This window comes from Chryseobacterium foetidum (genome assembly GCF_025457425.1).
Classification (GTDB): Bacteria; Bacteroidota; Bacteroidia; order Flavobacteriales; family Weeksellaceae; genus Chryseobacterium; species Chryseobacterium foetidum.
The window spans coordinates 1,179,185-1,193,419 of the sequence record NZ_JAMXIA010000001.1 but is presented as its reverse complement, the minus strand read 5'-3'; the positions used below and the strand labels follow the sequence as shown (position 1 = coordinate 1,193,419).

General features: G+C 38.4%; 10 protein-coding genes. 3 read left to right on the top strand and 7 right to left on the bottom strand.

Translation table 11 applies throughout. From position 1 onward, the window contains the following. Positions 1-53 precede the first annotated feature (53 nt). The gene (locus NG809_RS05645; RefSeq protein ID WP_262148807.1) at positions 54-1,241 is read right to left on the bottom strand and encodes a homogentisate 1,2-dioxygenase; all 1,188 of its coding nucleotides are present in this window, start codon (positions 1,239-1,241) and stop codon (positions 54-56) included. A 290-nt stretch (positions 1,242-1,531) separates the two neighbouring features. Between NG809_RS05645 and NG809_RS05640 the strand changes: the two genes are divergently transcribed. Further along, positions 1,532-3,595, top strand: a complete 2,064-nt coding sequence (locus NG809_RS05640) for a TonB-dependent receptor plug domain-containing protein (RefSeq protein ID WP_262148805.1) — start codon at positions 1,532-1,534, stop codon at positions 3,593-3,595. A gap of 211 nt (positions 3,596-3,806) precedes the next feature. Next, positions 3,807-4,223 (top strand): thiol:disulfide interchange protein, encoded by a 417-nt coding sequence (locus NG809_RS05635; protein ID WP_262148803.1) that lies wholly within the window; start codon positions 3,807-3,809, stop codon positions 4,221-4,223. A 43-nt stretch (positions 4,224-4,266) separates the two neighbouring features. Here NG809_RS05635 and NG809_RS05630 read toward each other — a convergent pair whose 3' ends face one another. The 3 genes from NG809_RS05630 to NG809_RS05620 form a co-directional block, all read right to left on the bottom strand. Next, a complete protein-coding gene (locus NG809_RS05630) occupies positions 4,267-6,387 on the bottom strand; it encodes a cation:proton antiporter (protein WP_262148801.1) in 2,121 nt (706 codons plus the stop codon). A 6-nt stretch (positions 6,388-6,393) separates the two neighbouring features. Next, positions 6,394-6,963, bottom strand: coding sequence for a hypothetical protein (locus tag NG809_RS05625; protein WP_262148798.1), 570 nt, complete (start codon positions 6,961-6,963; stop codon positions 6,394-6,396). Positions 6,964-7,072: 109 nt separating this feature from the next. Next, the gene (locus NG809_RS05620) at positions 7,073-7,981 is read right to left on the bottom strand and encodes a DMT family transporter (RefSeq protein WP_262148796.1); all 909 of its coding nucleotides are present in this window, start codon (positions 7,979-7,981) and stop codon (positions 7,073-7,075) included. A 302-nt stretch (positions 7,982-8,283) separates the two neighbouring features. Between NG809_RS05620 and purE the strand changes: the two genes are divergently transcribed. Continuing rightward, positions 8,284-8,787, top strand: a complete 504-nt coding sequence (gene purE, locus NG809_RS05615; RefSeq protein WP_262148794.1) for a 5-(carboxyamino)imidazole ribonucleotide mutase — start codon at positions 8,284-8,286, stop codon at positions 8,785-8,787. Between the two features lie 195 nt (positions 8,788-8,982). On the opposite strand, the gene NG809_RS05610 is transcribed toward purE, so the two are convergent. From NG809_RS05610 to NG809_RS05600, 3 genes are read right to left on the bottom strand one after another with little or no spacing between them, the layout of a single operon-like run. Then, entirely contained in the window at positions 8,983-10,698 is a 1,716-nt protein-coding gene (locus NG809_RS05610) for a BspA family leucine-rich repeat surface protein (RefSeq protein WP_262148792.1), read from the bottom strand. A 37-nt stretch (positions 10,699-10,735) separates the two neighbouring features. Beyond that, a complete protein-coding gene (locus tag NG809_RS05605; protein WP_262148790.1) occupies positions 10,736-12,409 on the bottom strand; it encodes a BspA family leucine-rich repeat surface protein in 1,674 nt (557 codons plus the stop codon). Between the two features lie 17 nt (positions 12,410-12,426). After that, on the bottom strand, positions 12,427-14,100 hold the full coding sequence (locus NG809_RS05600; protein ID WP_262148788.1) for a BspA family leucine-rich repeat surface protein: 1,674 nt from the start codon (positions 14,098-14,100) through the stop codon (positions 12,427-12,429). Between the last annotated feature and the right edge of the window lie 135 nt (positions 14,101-14,235).

Sequence of the window (14,235 nt, the reverse complement as noted above, 5' to 3'; positions counted from 1 at the left end):
TAAATCAATCAATTATAATTATTTACTCTGAAATTTACAAGCTAAAAGCAAATCTATTCCTGCGACCTGTCCTCCAAACTGTGATCCTCACTTTCCAGCCACGAAGTTTTATAAGAAGGATCTTCAACTTTAATCGCTTCCTCAGTAATTTTTAACGGACGGAAAGGATCGACCATTACCGCATATTCTTCAGTGAATTTTTTCCCGATACTCCTTTCCATCGCTCCTGGATGAGGTCCGTGAACGACTCCGCCTGGATGGAGTGTGAAATCCATTAAATCGATATGGTTTCGGCTCATAAAATCACCTTCCGTATAGAATAAGACTTCATCAGAATCGATATTAGAGTGATTGTAAGGTGCAGGAATTGCCATCGGATGGTAATCGTACATTCTCGCACAGAACGAACAAACCACAAAATTGTGTGCCTCAAAAGTCTGATGGACTGGCGGTGGTTGGTGAATTCTTCCCGTAATCGGCTCGAAGTTTTTGATATTGAATTTATAAGGATAAAAATAACCGTCCCAACCCACAACATCAAAAGGATGCGTTGCGTAGATGAAATCGGTAATCTGGTTTTCTTTTTTTACTTTAATTAAAAAATCGCCTTTTTCGTCTTTCGGTTCCACAAAAGTCGGTGCGATGATGTCTCTTTCGCAGAATGGAGAATGTTCCAAAAGCTGCCCGAATTCGTTTCTGTAACGCTTCGGAGTATAAATTGGAGAGTGACTTTCCACCACGAAAAATACGGTGTCATCAGAATTTAATTCCACCTGATAAATCGTACCTCTGGGAATAATTAAATAATCACCAAATGAAAATTCAAGATTTCCGACAAAAGTTTTCAAAGTTCCGCTTCCGTTGTGAACGTATAAAAGTTCATCGCACTCGGCGTTTTTGTAGAAATAATCCATCGATTTCCTTGGCTTCGACAATCCCATTTTCAGGTCATTGTTCACCATCAGAAACTTTCGGCTGTCCATAAAATCGTCTTCAGGAGTCACATTCATTCCTTTAAACATTCTTGGCGTCACGTTTTTATCAACCGCAATTTTTGGAGCAACGTCTTTCGGCTCGCCAATCGATTTGATCTGCGTCGGACGGTGTATATGATAGAGTAGAGAAGAAATTCCGTGAAAACCTTCCGTTCCGAAAAGCTGTTCGTAGTAGAATTTATCCTCCGGAGATTTAAAAACCGTGTGTCTTTTTTGTGGGATATTTCCCGAATGATGATATCTCATTTTAATTTTTTATGTTGACTCTCAAATTTAATATTTTTTAATGAATTGGGTGGAAAGATTTTTAAACCACAAAAGTCACAATAGTTGAATGCTTAAGATTAAGTTTAATGAATGTTTCTGAGAAGTTCAAATAAGCGTCGAAAATTTTCACATAAAGCTTTTTTGAACTTCTGCTTTCAAAGTTTTAAGACTTTAAAAACGAAGAAAGCTTTTGTGACTTTTGTGGTTTAACAAAAATAGTTTTGCTGTTCTAAAATTAATTGTTAGTTTTGTCTAACAATTTTAATTTCATGAAGCGAATATTATTTTCTGCCGTACTTTTTTCAGGATTTTGTTTCTCCCAGGAAACGGACAGTTTAGATTTGAATAAAAAATCTGACTCAGTAAAAATTCCGGTAAAAAAGGAAAAAGTAAGTGATATTGACGATGTGGTGATTACAGGAACGATAAAACCGGTAAGCAAATCGAAAAGTCCGGTGAATGTGGAAATTTACAGTCAGAAATTTTTTCAGAAAAATCCTACGCCGAGTGTTTTTGAAGCGATCGCGATGGTTAACGGTGTTCAGCCACAGCTTAACTGTTCGGTTTGTAACACTGGAGACATTCACATCAATGGTCTGGAAGGGCCGTACACCATGATTTTGATTGACGGAATGCCAATTGTCAGTTCGCTTTCCACAGTTTACGGTTTGAGTGGAATTCCCAACAGCCTGATTGAAAGAATTGAAGTGGTCAAAGGTCCTGCCTCGTCGCTGTACGGTTCTGAAGCGATGGGTGGAGTCATTAATATTATCACAAAAAATGCCTTAACTGCTCCAAAACTAAGCGTCAATTTGATGACAACGACTTGGTCGGAAAACAATGTAGATCTTTCAACAAAATTTAATGTCGGTAAAAATGCGGCGTCTTTACTGAGTTTAAATTATTTCAGTTTTAACGAAAAAGTAGATCAGAATAAAGATAATTTCACTGATGCGGCGCTTCAAAACAGAATTTCAGTTTTTAATAAATGGAATTTTAAACGGAAAGAAAACCGAATGGCAAGTTTTGCTTTAAGATATTTATACGAAGACCGTTTTGGCGGAGAAATGCAGTGGAATAAATCGCATCGTGGCGGCGACGAAGTGTATGGAGAAAGCATCTATACAAACAGGGTAGAAGCTTTCGGGATGTATCAGTTGCCTTTGAAAGAGCAGATTTTCACACAGTTTTCTTACAATTATCACGACCAGAATTCATTTTACGGAAACACGCCTTACGAAGCGTTGCAGAAAGTCGCCTTTGCACAAACGTATTGGGATAAAAAGCTGGGAAATCATGATTTTATTTTGGGTCTGACCTTCAAAAAGACATTTTATGATGATAATACTCCCGGAACGATGGCTTCGGATGAAGTAATCAATCAGCCGATGAAGTCACCGATTTTTGGAGCGTTTATTCAGGATCAGTGGGAAATTAATGAAAAGAATACGGTCTTGCTGGGTTACCGTTTTGATTACGATAAAATCCATCATGCCGTGCATTCACCGCGTTTTGCATGGAAATTTTCTCCCAATCCGTATCATACTTTCAGATTCAATTTCGGGACGGGTTTCAGAGTGGTGAATTTATTTACCGAAGATCATGCGGCTTTGACAGGCTCCCGTGAAGTGGTGATTCAGGCTGATCTAAAACCTGAAAAATCGATCAACGGAAATTTAAATTATGTCTGGAAAATTCCCGTTGGAGATCGTTTAATCAATGTGGATGCTTCTGCATTTTACACCTATTTCAGCAACAAAATCGTCGGTGATTTTGATTCTGAACCCGATAAAATTATTTATGATAATCTGAATGGTTACGGAATTTCCCGAGGTGCATCGGTGAATGTGGATTTTAGTTTTAATTTTCCTCTGACTGTCAATCTTGGGGTCACTTATCTGGATGTTTATCAGAAATTTGATGATGAAAGAGAAAAATCCCGCCAGCTGCATGCACCGAAATGGAGCGGAACATACAATCTAACCTATAAATTTAAGAACAATCTTGCCATCGATTTTACCGGACAGTTTTACGGCCCGATGCGGTTGCCGGTTTTGCCGAACGATTACCGACCGGAATATTCTCCGCTGTATTCGTTGGCGAATATTCAGGTGTCTAAGAGTTTTGAATCTGGGTTTGAAGTGTATTGCGGAGTGAAGAATTTATTCAATTTTACGCCGAGAGATCCGTTGATGCGCCCGTTTGATCCGTTTGATAATAATGTGAATGACCCGATCAATAATCCGAATCAATATACTTTCGATACGACGTATGGATATGCGCCGATGCAGAGAATTAGGGGGTTTTTGGGTGTGAAGTATAATTTGAAATAAAGATTTAGAGAGATTTTAAAACATTTAGATATTTTAGCATCTAAGTTTTGTTAAGATTCAGATGAATCTGGATTAAGCAGATCGCTTAATGAATATCTCAGATATTTCGGTAAAAAAACTTCATAACTTATGGGGCTTAATGGTTCAAGATATTATGATGAAAACTATACTGTTTTTAATATTAGTACTTCCACAATTTTATTTCTCGCAAATGAAATCAATTTCATTTGCTGAATTTGAATCGAAGCAAAAAGTAAATCCGAAACCAATTATTATTCACATTTACACCGAATGGTGTTCCATCTGTAAAATCGAATCTTTCAGTTTGAACAAAGACAAAGATTTAATAAAAACCATCAATGAAAATTTTTATTTTATCAATTTTGAAGCTGAAAAAACAAAAGAGAAAATCAATTTTCAGGGAAAAGAATTTAACTATTTACCTAATGGAAATTCAGGGATTCATGAATTGGTTTTGGCTTTGTCTAAAAATAGAAGTCAGCCTGTTTATCCTTTGTGGATTATTTTAGATGAAAATCAGAATTTGATCTACTATCATGAAGGGCAGTTTAAGACTGAAAAAATTAAAGAGAAATTAATGGGAATTATTCCAAAAAAATCTCTTTAATTTACTTTTACATTGAGTTTTATCTTGCAAAGACCACTTTACATTACTTAAAAATCTTCATAATCACATTCCCAATTTCAATAAAATCATCGTGATTTCCGACGGATCGTTTTTCGGTATTATCTTCCTGATATTCAGAATACGGAAATATCAATAAATAATTATTGTCACGCAAATCTCTGTTGAGAAGATCAGGAACCGTGCGCATTTTTGGAAGGTAAGATTTCATGCCGCGTTTGGCCATAAAAAGAATAAGACCTTCATTTTCTTTGAGTTTGGCAGCCGTTTCTTCACCATCCTTCCAGTTGTTCATAATGACAAATTCAGCTTCGATATTGGCTTTCTTCACAATTTTCTGTAGAATATCAAGAATACTTTCTTTTGCATAAAACACAACTGTAGCACCGGAATTTCTTGCAATATTCCACACACGAACGAGTGCATGGAAAAATCCGGCTTCCTTGTGAGCGTTTTCAGGAATGATCACTGCGTATTTTTTAATAGTAGAAAGCGGCTGAGCAGCATGATATACAATAACGTTCACATTATCGTTTTGCAGATATCCATTATAAAGGTTGTGCGAAAATGAAGCAGAAAATCCTTTTTCATCTTCAAGACCGATAAGTAAATCAGTGATTTTCTGTTCTTTAATGACGTTGTTTACACCATTAATCACGTCATTGTCATACCTTTTTAATGCCTGAAGATTCACATCTGCCGCCGCCGCTGTGTCGGTTGCCTGATGTAAAAGTTTCTCGGCATTTTTTACAGAAGATTCATTTTTGTCTTCGTTAATGACATTCAGAGCAAAAATATCTTTGGTGTTGGAATGAGCCTTTATTAAAATTCCCATATTTACCATTCTTTCCACGGTTTTCTCGTAATTTAAAGCTAAAAGAATATTTTCCTCTTCATGATTATTGCCTGAAACAGTGTCTTCATTCTCGCTTTCAGCGATTTTCTGCGCACTCGACATCGATACGAAAGAGGAAATTGTACATGAAATCAAAATCAGTAAAATACTTCCGTTCAGCACGTGCTCGTTTAGTAATCGCACGGGTTCTCCGGATTCACTTTCAGAAAGAATAATGTTGTAACCTACCATGACAGCCGCCAAAGTTGCAGCTGCAGAGGCAGAACTCAAACCGAAAATAAGTTTTCCTTCTTCTTTGGTGAGTCTGAATGTTTTTTGGGTGGCAACGGCAGAAATATACTTCCCGATGATGGACGCGACAAGCATTACCGCAGCGACTTCCAGTGTTTCCCAGCTCTTGAAAAATACTTTAAAATCAATCAACATCCCGACGCTGATCAGGAAGAAAGGGATAAAAATGGCATTTCCGACAAATTCCACACGGTTCATTAATGATGAGGTATGCGGAATCAGTCTGTTTAAAGCCAAACCTGCGAAGAATGCACCGATAATCGCTTCCACACCTGCCAGTTCGGCGAGAAGTGCAGCGAGATAAATCATCACCAAAACGAAAATATACTGCGAAATTTTATCATCCACCTTTTTGAAAAACCATCTTCCGATGATCGGAAAAATCACCAAAACAATCAACCCAAATACCAGAAATGATCCGGAAAGTTTTAACCAAAATTCAGTTCCAACTTCTCCCTGAGACATCCCGACTATTACAGCCAAAACCAATAGAGCAAGTACATCGGTGATCATCGTTCCGCCAACTGTTATATTGACTGAAAGATTTTTTGCCACGCCCAGCTTGCTCACCAAAGGATAGGCAATCAGTGTGTGGGAAGAAAATAAACTCGCAAACAGTATTGAAGTAAGAATGGAGAAATCAAGGATATAATAAGCTCCCGCAAAACCTAAAACAAAAGGAACGATGAAGGTATAAAGCCCGAAGGTCAGACTTTTCCATTTATTTTTTTTGAAATCGCCCATGTCGATTTCCAGACCGGCGAGAAACATGATGTAGAGTAATCCGGTAGTTCCGGTGACTACAATGCTGCTGTCTCTGGCAAGCACGTTGAAGCCGTTGGGGCCGATCACGGCACCAGCAATAATCAATCCCAAAAGATGCGGAACTTTAATTTTATTCAGCAGAAGCGGAGCCGCCAGAATAATGATGAGAACAATCAGAAATTTCAAAACCGGATCCTCAAGAGGCAGGCTGAGATTGTGTAAGCTTAAAATCATAAGTGTTTATTTAGAGATTCTTGTCAGTTCTACAGAAAACTTCGCCATGCATTTGTTGTCGATATTTACCGTGCGCTGACCGCGAATTTTATTGTCTGAAAACTCATTCAGAAGAACATTCATTTCCACAGCTTTTTCTGCAGTGGAATCGGTTTTGTAATTGAGCTTAACTTCGTTATTTTCAAATTTTCCTGCGTATAATCTCACAAGTTTGTTATTGTTGATGATTTTTGAAAACAGCTGCGTGGAATCACTGTCAAATTCCCATGTATCAATTCTCTGATCGCCTATCACATAGTCGCTGCACGATGATTCTGTACAGATCACCTTGCCCGTCCATGCGCCAAAAACTTCTGCGGGCCATTCTTTAATGATTTCCACAGAATCTTTTTTGCTGAAAATGCTGTCTCTCATTTTTAAAAGAGACTGGTATTCTGATTCTTTAGTTGCAAAAAGTTTTTCCTTTTCCAAAAGTTTATTTTCACGATCGGTAAGTTGCTGATTTTTTTCTTTATCGTTGCAGTTGAGGAAAAACACAAATAAAATAAGAAGTAGAAATGGAGATCTTTTTGTCATAAGGCACTTTTTTGTTCTAAAAATATAGGCAAAAATTTTGACAGAGACAAATCTCCGGACTGATTTTAATTGATTTTGTCGCTGAAGCAGATCGTTTTTCAGATATAAATTATTGTTTAATCTGCTTTCTTTTAAACATTTCCGGCGTGTAGTTAATGATAAAAACACCGCCAATAATCAGAACTGCAGCCAGTAAAAATTTAGCTGAAATACTTTCATTTAAAATCAGCCAGCTGAGGAAAATGGAAATAATCGTATTGAAATAAGTTAAAATAGAAACCTGCACAGGCGAAATTTTAGTTAAAGCATAGTGAAATGCAAAAAATGCCGCCACAGAACCGAAAACCGAAAGATAAAGCATCGCTGAAATACTTTTAAAGCTCCAGTTTTCAAAATTGTAATCATCTGAAAATACCAATGCGAAACAAAGCTGCACAATTCCGGCAAAGATAAACTGGTAGAAGAGATTCAGGGTAATATTACCACTTTGCAGATTCAGTTTCTTTGTGAAAATCGTTCCTGATGCCCAACCGAAAATAGCGATAAACAGGAAAATCACACCCAAAAGATATTCCGGATTGGCAAGGTCATTCAAACCGTCCCAAAAGATAAAAAGAATTCCGCTGAAACAGAGAATAATCCCCGTCATCGCCCGGAAACTGAACTTTTGCAGACCAATTGCAATGCTTCCCAGAAAAACGATAATCGGAGAACAGGCACTGACCAGAGATGCCAGACTGCTCGTCACTCTTTCTTCCGCAACCGTCGTCATTCCGTTGGCAACAATGAGCATGAGCGTTGAGAAAATAAGCTGATATTTCAGGTTGTTCCAGCCAATCCATTTAAATTCCTTTCGGTAGAGAAGAATCAGCATCATGATAATAGCAGCCAGAAACTGACGGATCCCTGCCACAAACCATCCCGGAATGGTTTCCACAGCAACCCGTATTGATAAAAATGTTGTTCCCCAGACGATGGCAACGGTGAGAATGGCTAAAGTGAGTTTGAGATCTTTCAAGACAGAGAATTGTAGCGGCAAAGATAGAGAATTTGGGGTGGTTTAGTAGTTTAGTGATTGAGTAATTTAGTGGTTTAATAGTTTAGTGGCTTAGTTGATTAATTATTTAGTGGTTTAGTTTGATAATGGTTTAGCGGTTTAATAGTTTAGTGTTTTAGTATTTCAATTTAAAGTAGTTTTGAATCTCAAATCTCAAATCTCAAATCTCAAATCCCGCAACCCGTATCCCGAATCTTAAATCTTAAACCTTGAATTTTAAATCTTGAATCTCTATCTTTGAGCCATCTAAGAAACTGACAAAAATGGTAGGAATAATAATGGGAAGTCAGAGCGACTTGCCGATCATGGAACAGGCAGCAACATTTTTAAAATCACTCGATATCCCTTATGAGCTCACGGTGGTTTCTGCCCACAGAACGCCCGAAAGAATGTTTGAGTATGCTAAAACAGCCAAAGAAAGAGGTCTGAAAGTAATCATTGCAGGGGCCGGAGGAGCGGCACATCTTCCGGGAATGGTAGCGAGTTGTACAACACTGCCTGTAATTGGAGTTCCTATTTTATCTAGCAATTCTATAGACGGATGGGATTCTGTTTTGTCGATTCTTCAGATGCCGGGCGGAATTCCGGTGGCGACTGTTGCTTTGAACGGAGCTTTGAATGCAGGAATTCTGGCAGCAAAAATCATTGCCAGTGCAGACGAGGCAGTTTCTGAAAATCTTCAGAAATACCAGGATGCTTTGAAAGATAAAGTTTTGGGAACGGTGGATGATATTAAATCTAAACATCCCAATCATTATGATATTTAAAAACAAAACAAAATCCGCCACGAAGCGGATTTTGTTCTTTATAAACTGTTTCAAGGAGGAGAAAACTACTTGCAGCCGTGAAAAGAGTTTTCTCATTGCGGGAAAGTCTGTCGCACGGAAGTTTTAAACTTTCCCCTGAAACATAGTTCGAATTTCAGCTTTGAAGTCTAATCAAGCGGTAAGCAGGTAAAAATGCTACTGTTTAAGAAACTTATGATTCTTCATATCGCTTTTGGTTTTGATCTGAAGCAGATAATTTCCTTGGCTTAAATTTCTCACATCAATTTTATCTTCATTCAATTTTCCCTGCAAAACAATTCTTCCGCTGTTGTCGAAAACTTTGTAGCTCAGACCGTCTTTTAAATCTTTAAAGAATATAAAATCGGATGCAGGATTTGGGTAAATTACAAAATCTGTTGCGGTTGCGGTTTCTCTAATTGATAAAACGCAGGTTCCCATTGTATCATCGGCTATCGTCCAGCCTTTACTGATGAGGAAATTTCTTTTTGGGACAATATTGGCTGCATACACCAGAGGAGAAGCAGTTCCTAAGTCGATAGAATTGGGAGTTACAGGATTATCTGCCCAGCCAGAAAGTGTTTTGCTGTAGTTGATGCAGTCTAAACCAGTGTTTGCAAGCATATTTTGTGCCTGAACCAATGCCGACAAATTCCAGGTTTCCAGAGATTGATTAAAACTGCTGTTGTCGATAAACATTCCCCACATGCTGGTCACTTTACTTGTGTTCCATGATGATAATGGCTGATTAAAACTTGAGGCTGTATGAAACATACCAGTCATATTGGTTACATTACTGACATTCCATGAATTAAGTGGCTGATTAAAACTCGTCGCATGTGTAAATGTTTCTGTCATTTTTGTAGCATTTCCCACATTCCATGCATCTAATGGCTGATTAAAAGATGTCGCATATGCAAACGTTCGGTTTAGATTGATGACCTGAGAAGTGTTCCAGCTGTTGATAGGCTGATTAAAGGCTGAGGCATGACCAAACATATAATGCATATCCTGAACGCTTTCTGTGTTCCAGTTATTCAGCGGCTGATTGAAGTTTGTACAGAAGGTAAACATCCAGTTCATTTTCTGCACATTCGAAACATCCCAGCTGTTGAGGTTTTGATTGAAAAGACCTTTTCCGGTAAACATGTAGCTTAAATTTGTAGCTGAAGACATATCCCAGGTGGTTATATACGGGGAATTAAAAGGATTAGCATTGACTGAATAATTTAATCCGTTATAATGCGATGCAAACATAAAACTGAAATTCTGAATGTTGGAAGTATCCCAGTTTTGCATTGAGCTTGCTCCAAGAAGTTCAAAGTCCTTGTAAAACATGAGAGACGCGTCTGTAACCATGCTTAAGTTGGGCGCGTCTGCAGCTGTAATCTGCAGCTTCTGGCAATTGGTAAATGCACAGTGCATAGAGTCCCATACAATATTTCCCCATTGCTCTACCTCTCTTATTTTTTCGACATTACCATAAAACTGAAGAACAGGAACATGAACTTCGATGTTTTGGTTTAAAGGCAAATGGCTGGCAAATTTTATCTGTCTGAAAATACCGTTTCCGTTCGATACTTTTACCCTGTATCGTGTGGCTCCATTGCTGCCTTCCTTGACAGGCCCGAAATCTATCAGAACCTGGCTTGTGGATGTTACATTGGTCATGATGCCGTTGTTTTGTGGAGCGCCTACCTCCTCCCATTCAATGGTGTAATTTTCTCCTATTCCGGGAAACCAGATTTGGTTGATACCTGCCTGATAAGGTGCGTTTACAGTGATTTCAGGAGTAGTCGTAAATCCGGGCTCCCAGATTGTTACAAACTCATTTTGCGCCTGAAAGATTTGAAATGTTAATGCTAAAAGTATGACCGAAAATAATTTTTTCATAGATCTTTGGTGTAAGGTGATTTGGTTTAGAAATATTTTAATTTTTAATAAATTTTAAATTTTTCACATCGTTTTTGGTTTTGATCTGAAGCAGATAATTTCCTTTGGTTAAATTTCTCACATCAATTTTATCTTCATTCAATTTTCCCTGCAAAACAATCCTTCCGCTGTTGTCGAAAACTTTGTAGCTCAGACCGTCTTTTAAATCTTTAAAGAATATAAAATCGGATGCAGGATTTGGGTAAACAGAAGTTTCTTTATCTAATGCGGTTTCTGAAGTAGAGAGATCAGATTCGCAGGTGGCATTGTAAGTGTCTCCATTAATCGTCCAGCCTTTGGTGGTGATGAGATAATTTCTTGCAGCAACAGCAGCAGGGTGGGTGTAATTCATCGGAGATGCACTCTGGAGACTGACGTTATTTGGGGTTGAAGGATTCAAGCTCCATCCATAAAGTGTGGAGTCGTAGTTCTGACAGTTTAAACCAGAATTGTAAAACATATTAAAGGCGGTAACAAGCGATGATAAATTCCAGCTGCCCAGATTCTGATTAAAACTTGATGCTCCGCTGAACATGCTCTGTGCAGAAGTCAGCTGTGATGTATTCCAGCTGCTGATATTTTGGTTAAAAACCGGAGCTTCAAAAAACATTCCATTAGCGGTTGTTACATTAGCTGTATTCCAGTTTGCCAGTGGTTGATTAAAAAGTAAAGCACCGTAAAACATTGAGTTCATTTGGGTGACACTGGAGGTATTCCAGTTCCCAATCGGTTGGTTGAAAGCTTTTGCGGTAAAAAACATGCCGGTCATATTTGTTACCTGAGAAGTGTTCCAGTTTCCGATAGATTGATTAAAGACCCATGCATTAGAAAACATAACTCCCATATCGGTCACGTTAGATACATTCCAGCCACCGATAGGCTGATTGAAACTTTTGGCCGTATTAAACATACTCACCATTGTGCTGACCTGGGAAGTATTCCAGTTTCCAATGGGCTGATTGAAGTTTTGAGCCAGCGAAAAAGTCCTGTCCATGTTCTGGACGTTTGATGTATTCCAGTTTCCTATAGGTTGGTTAAATAAAGTACAGCCGCTGAAAGTTCCTAACAATGTAGTCACACCAGAAGTATTCCAGTTATTAAAAGAAGTATTGCCTGTAAGCGTTTCACATTCTGCAAACATGTAAGATAAGTCTGATACACTGCTGAGATTCGGGCTGTCTGTGGCTGTCATATTCAAATTTCTGCAGCCATAAAAAGCCCCTTCCATAGATGACCAGACCGTAGAACCCCACTGGTTGATTTCTGTAATCTTAGAAGCATCACCCATTAAATAATTCATATTTGAGCTCTGAAAATTATCTCTGAACGCAACACGCTGGAAGCTGCCATTCCCGTTACTTACTTTTACTCTGTACATAGCCAATTGTGCTGCAGGATTAAGTGGTGTACCAAAATCAAGAAGCAGCTGACTGGCAGATGTAACATTAGTCATCGTCATGTTATGTGATGGATAACCTACTTCTTCCCAGTACACAGTATAATTATTTCCCTGAAAAGGTGCCCAAACCTGTGTGGATGATGATGCAAAAGGCGCTTGAACCAAGGGTGCATTGGGGAAATTCTGTGGTTTCCATGTTGTAATAAACTCGTTCTGTGCTTTCGGAAAGAAACACAGCAGCAAGATGACAAGGGTAAAAACAGACCATTTCATATTGTATTCAATTAATGTTAGTTCTTTACAATTTTAAGGCTTTTTACTGTGTTTTTGCTTACGATTTGAATAATGTAGTTTCCTTTAGCTAAATTTCTAATGTCAATTTGGTTTTTTTCTAAAACATTTTCTAAAACCAACCTTCCGCTGCTGTCGAAAATCCTGTAGCTTACACCGTTTTTTAAATTTTTAAAATAAATAAAGTCTGATGCAGGATTAGGATAAAAACCAAAATCACCCTCTAAAATATTCTCGTGTGTGGAGAGCGCAGACATGCATTTGTCATCGTAAGAATCTCCTGTAATCGTCCATGATTTGTTGCTGATAAGGTAGTTTCTTGCAATTACCGCTGCAGGATGGGTGTAAATCATTGGCGAGGCGCTGCTGATGTTGATATTATTGGGTGTCGCAGGGTTTTGGCTCCATCCGTAGAGTGTACTGTCATAATTTTGGCAGTTTAACCCCGAATTCTGAAACATACCGCTGGCATAAAGCAGTGAACTGAGGTTCCAGTTGCCAAGGCTTTGATTAAAACCTGCAGCTCCGGTGAACATGTTCTGCATCGTGGTAACCTGTGACGTATTCCAGCTTCCGATATTCTGATTAAAAGCTGAAGCATTTTGAAACATTGTATTCATAGTAGTCACATTCGAAGTATTCCAGTTTCCTATGGGTTGGTTAAAAACTGTTGCGTTTTGAAACATTCCATGCATAGCTGTTGCACTTGAAGTGTCCCAGCTTCCAATCGGCTGGTTGAAGGCTTTTGCATTCAGAAACATGTAGTTCATCTGCCACACGCCGGATGTGTTCCAGTTTCCGATAGGTTGATTAAAAGCCCAGGCGTTTGAAAACATAAATTCCATTTCGTCTACACTTGCAACATTCCAGTTCCCAATAGGCTGATTGAAAGTTCTGGCATTATTAAACATAGCATCCATGGCAGTTACTTTAGAAGTATCCCAGTTGCCGATGGGTTGATTGAAGTTCTGGCACATCAGGAACATGGCACCCATGCTTTCTACATTACTGGTATTCCAGTTTCCGATAGGTTGATTAAACAGCATACATGAAGTGAAAGTACCCTGTAAAGTGGTAACTGTTGAGGTGTCCCAGTTATTTATAGAATTAGTGCCAGTCATAGAGGAGCAGCCGCTAAACATATACGACATATCGGTTACCATAGAAAGATTGGGACTATCTGTGGCAATCATATTTAAGTAAAGGCATCCGTTAAATGCATTATGCATAGAAGACCATACAGCAGTACCCCAATTATTAATTTCCACAATTTTTGAAAAGTCTCCCATCCCGCTGCTTAAAGAGTTTCCTAAATCACTCTCTCTGAATGCTACGCGGTGAAAATTACCATTGCCATTGCTTACTTTTACTGTGTATGTTGCATTGTCAGGCACAGGATTGAACGGTGTTCCAAAATCCAGTAAAACTTGGTATTGTGAAGTGACATTGTTCAGAGTAGAATTGTGTGCAGGATAGCCCACTTCTTCCCAGTAGATTGTGAAATCTGTTCCACGGAAAGGTGCCCATGCCTGTGTGGCAGACGAGGGGAAAGGTGGATTGTTAGGAAGAATATAATGATTGTTGCTGGGCTTCCATGTGGTGATAAATTCGTTTTGTGCCTTCGGAAAGAAACACAGTAGCGTGATGATTAAAGTAAAGATTGATTTTTTCATATTATATTTTGATAGGTGTTAATTCTCAATAATCTTAAAATTAATTTGGTGTGTTGAAAATAAAAATCAAGAATAAAGGTTTTAATTTTCATTAATTTGGGAAATAAAGATAGCAAAAAAAATAAACCCACCGAA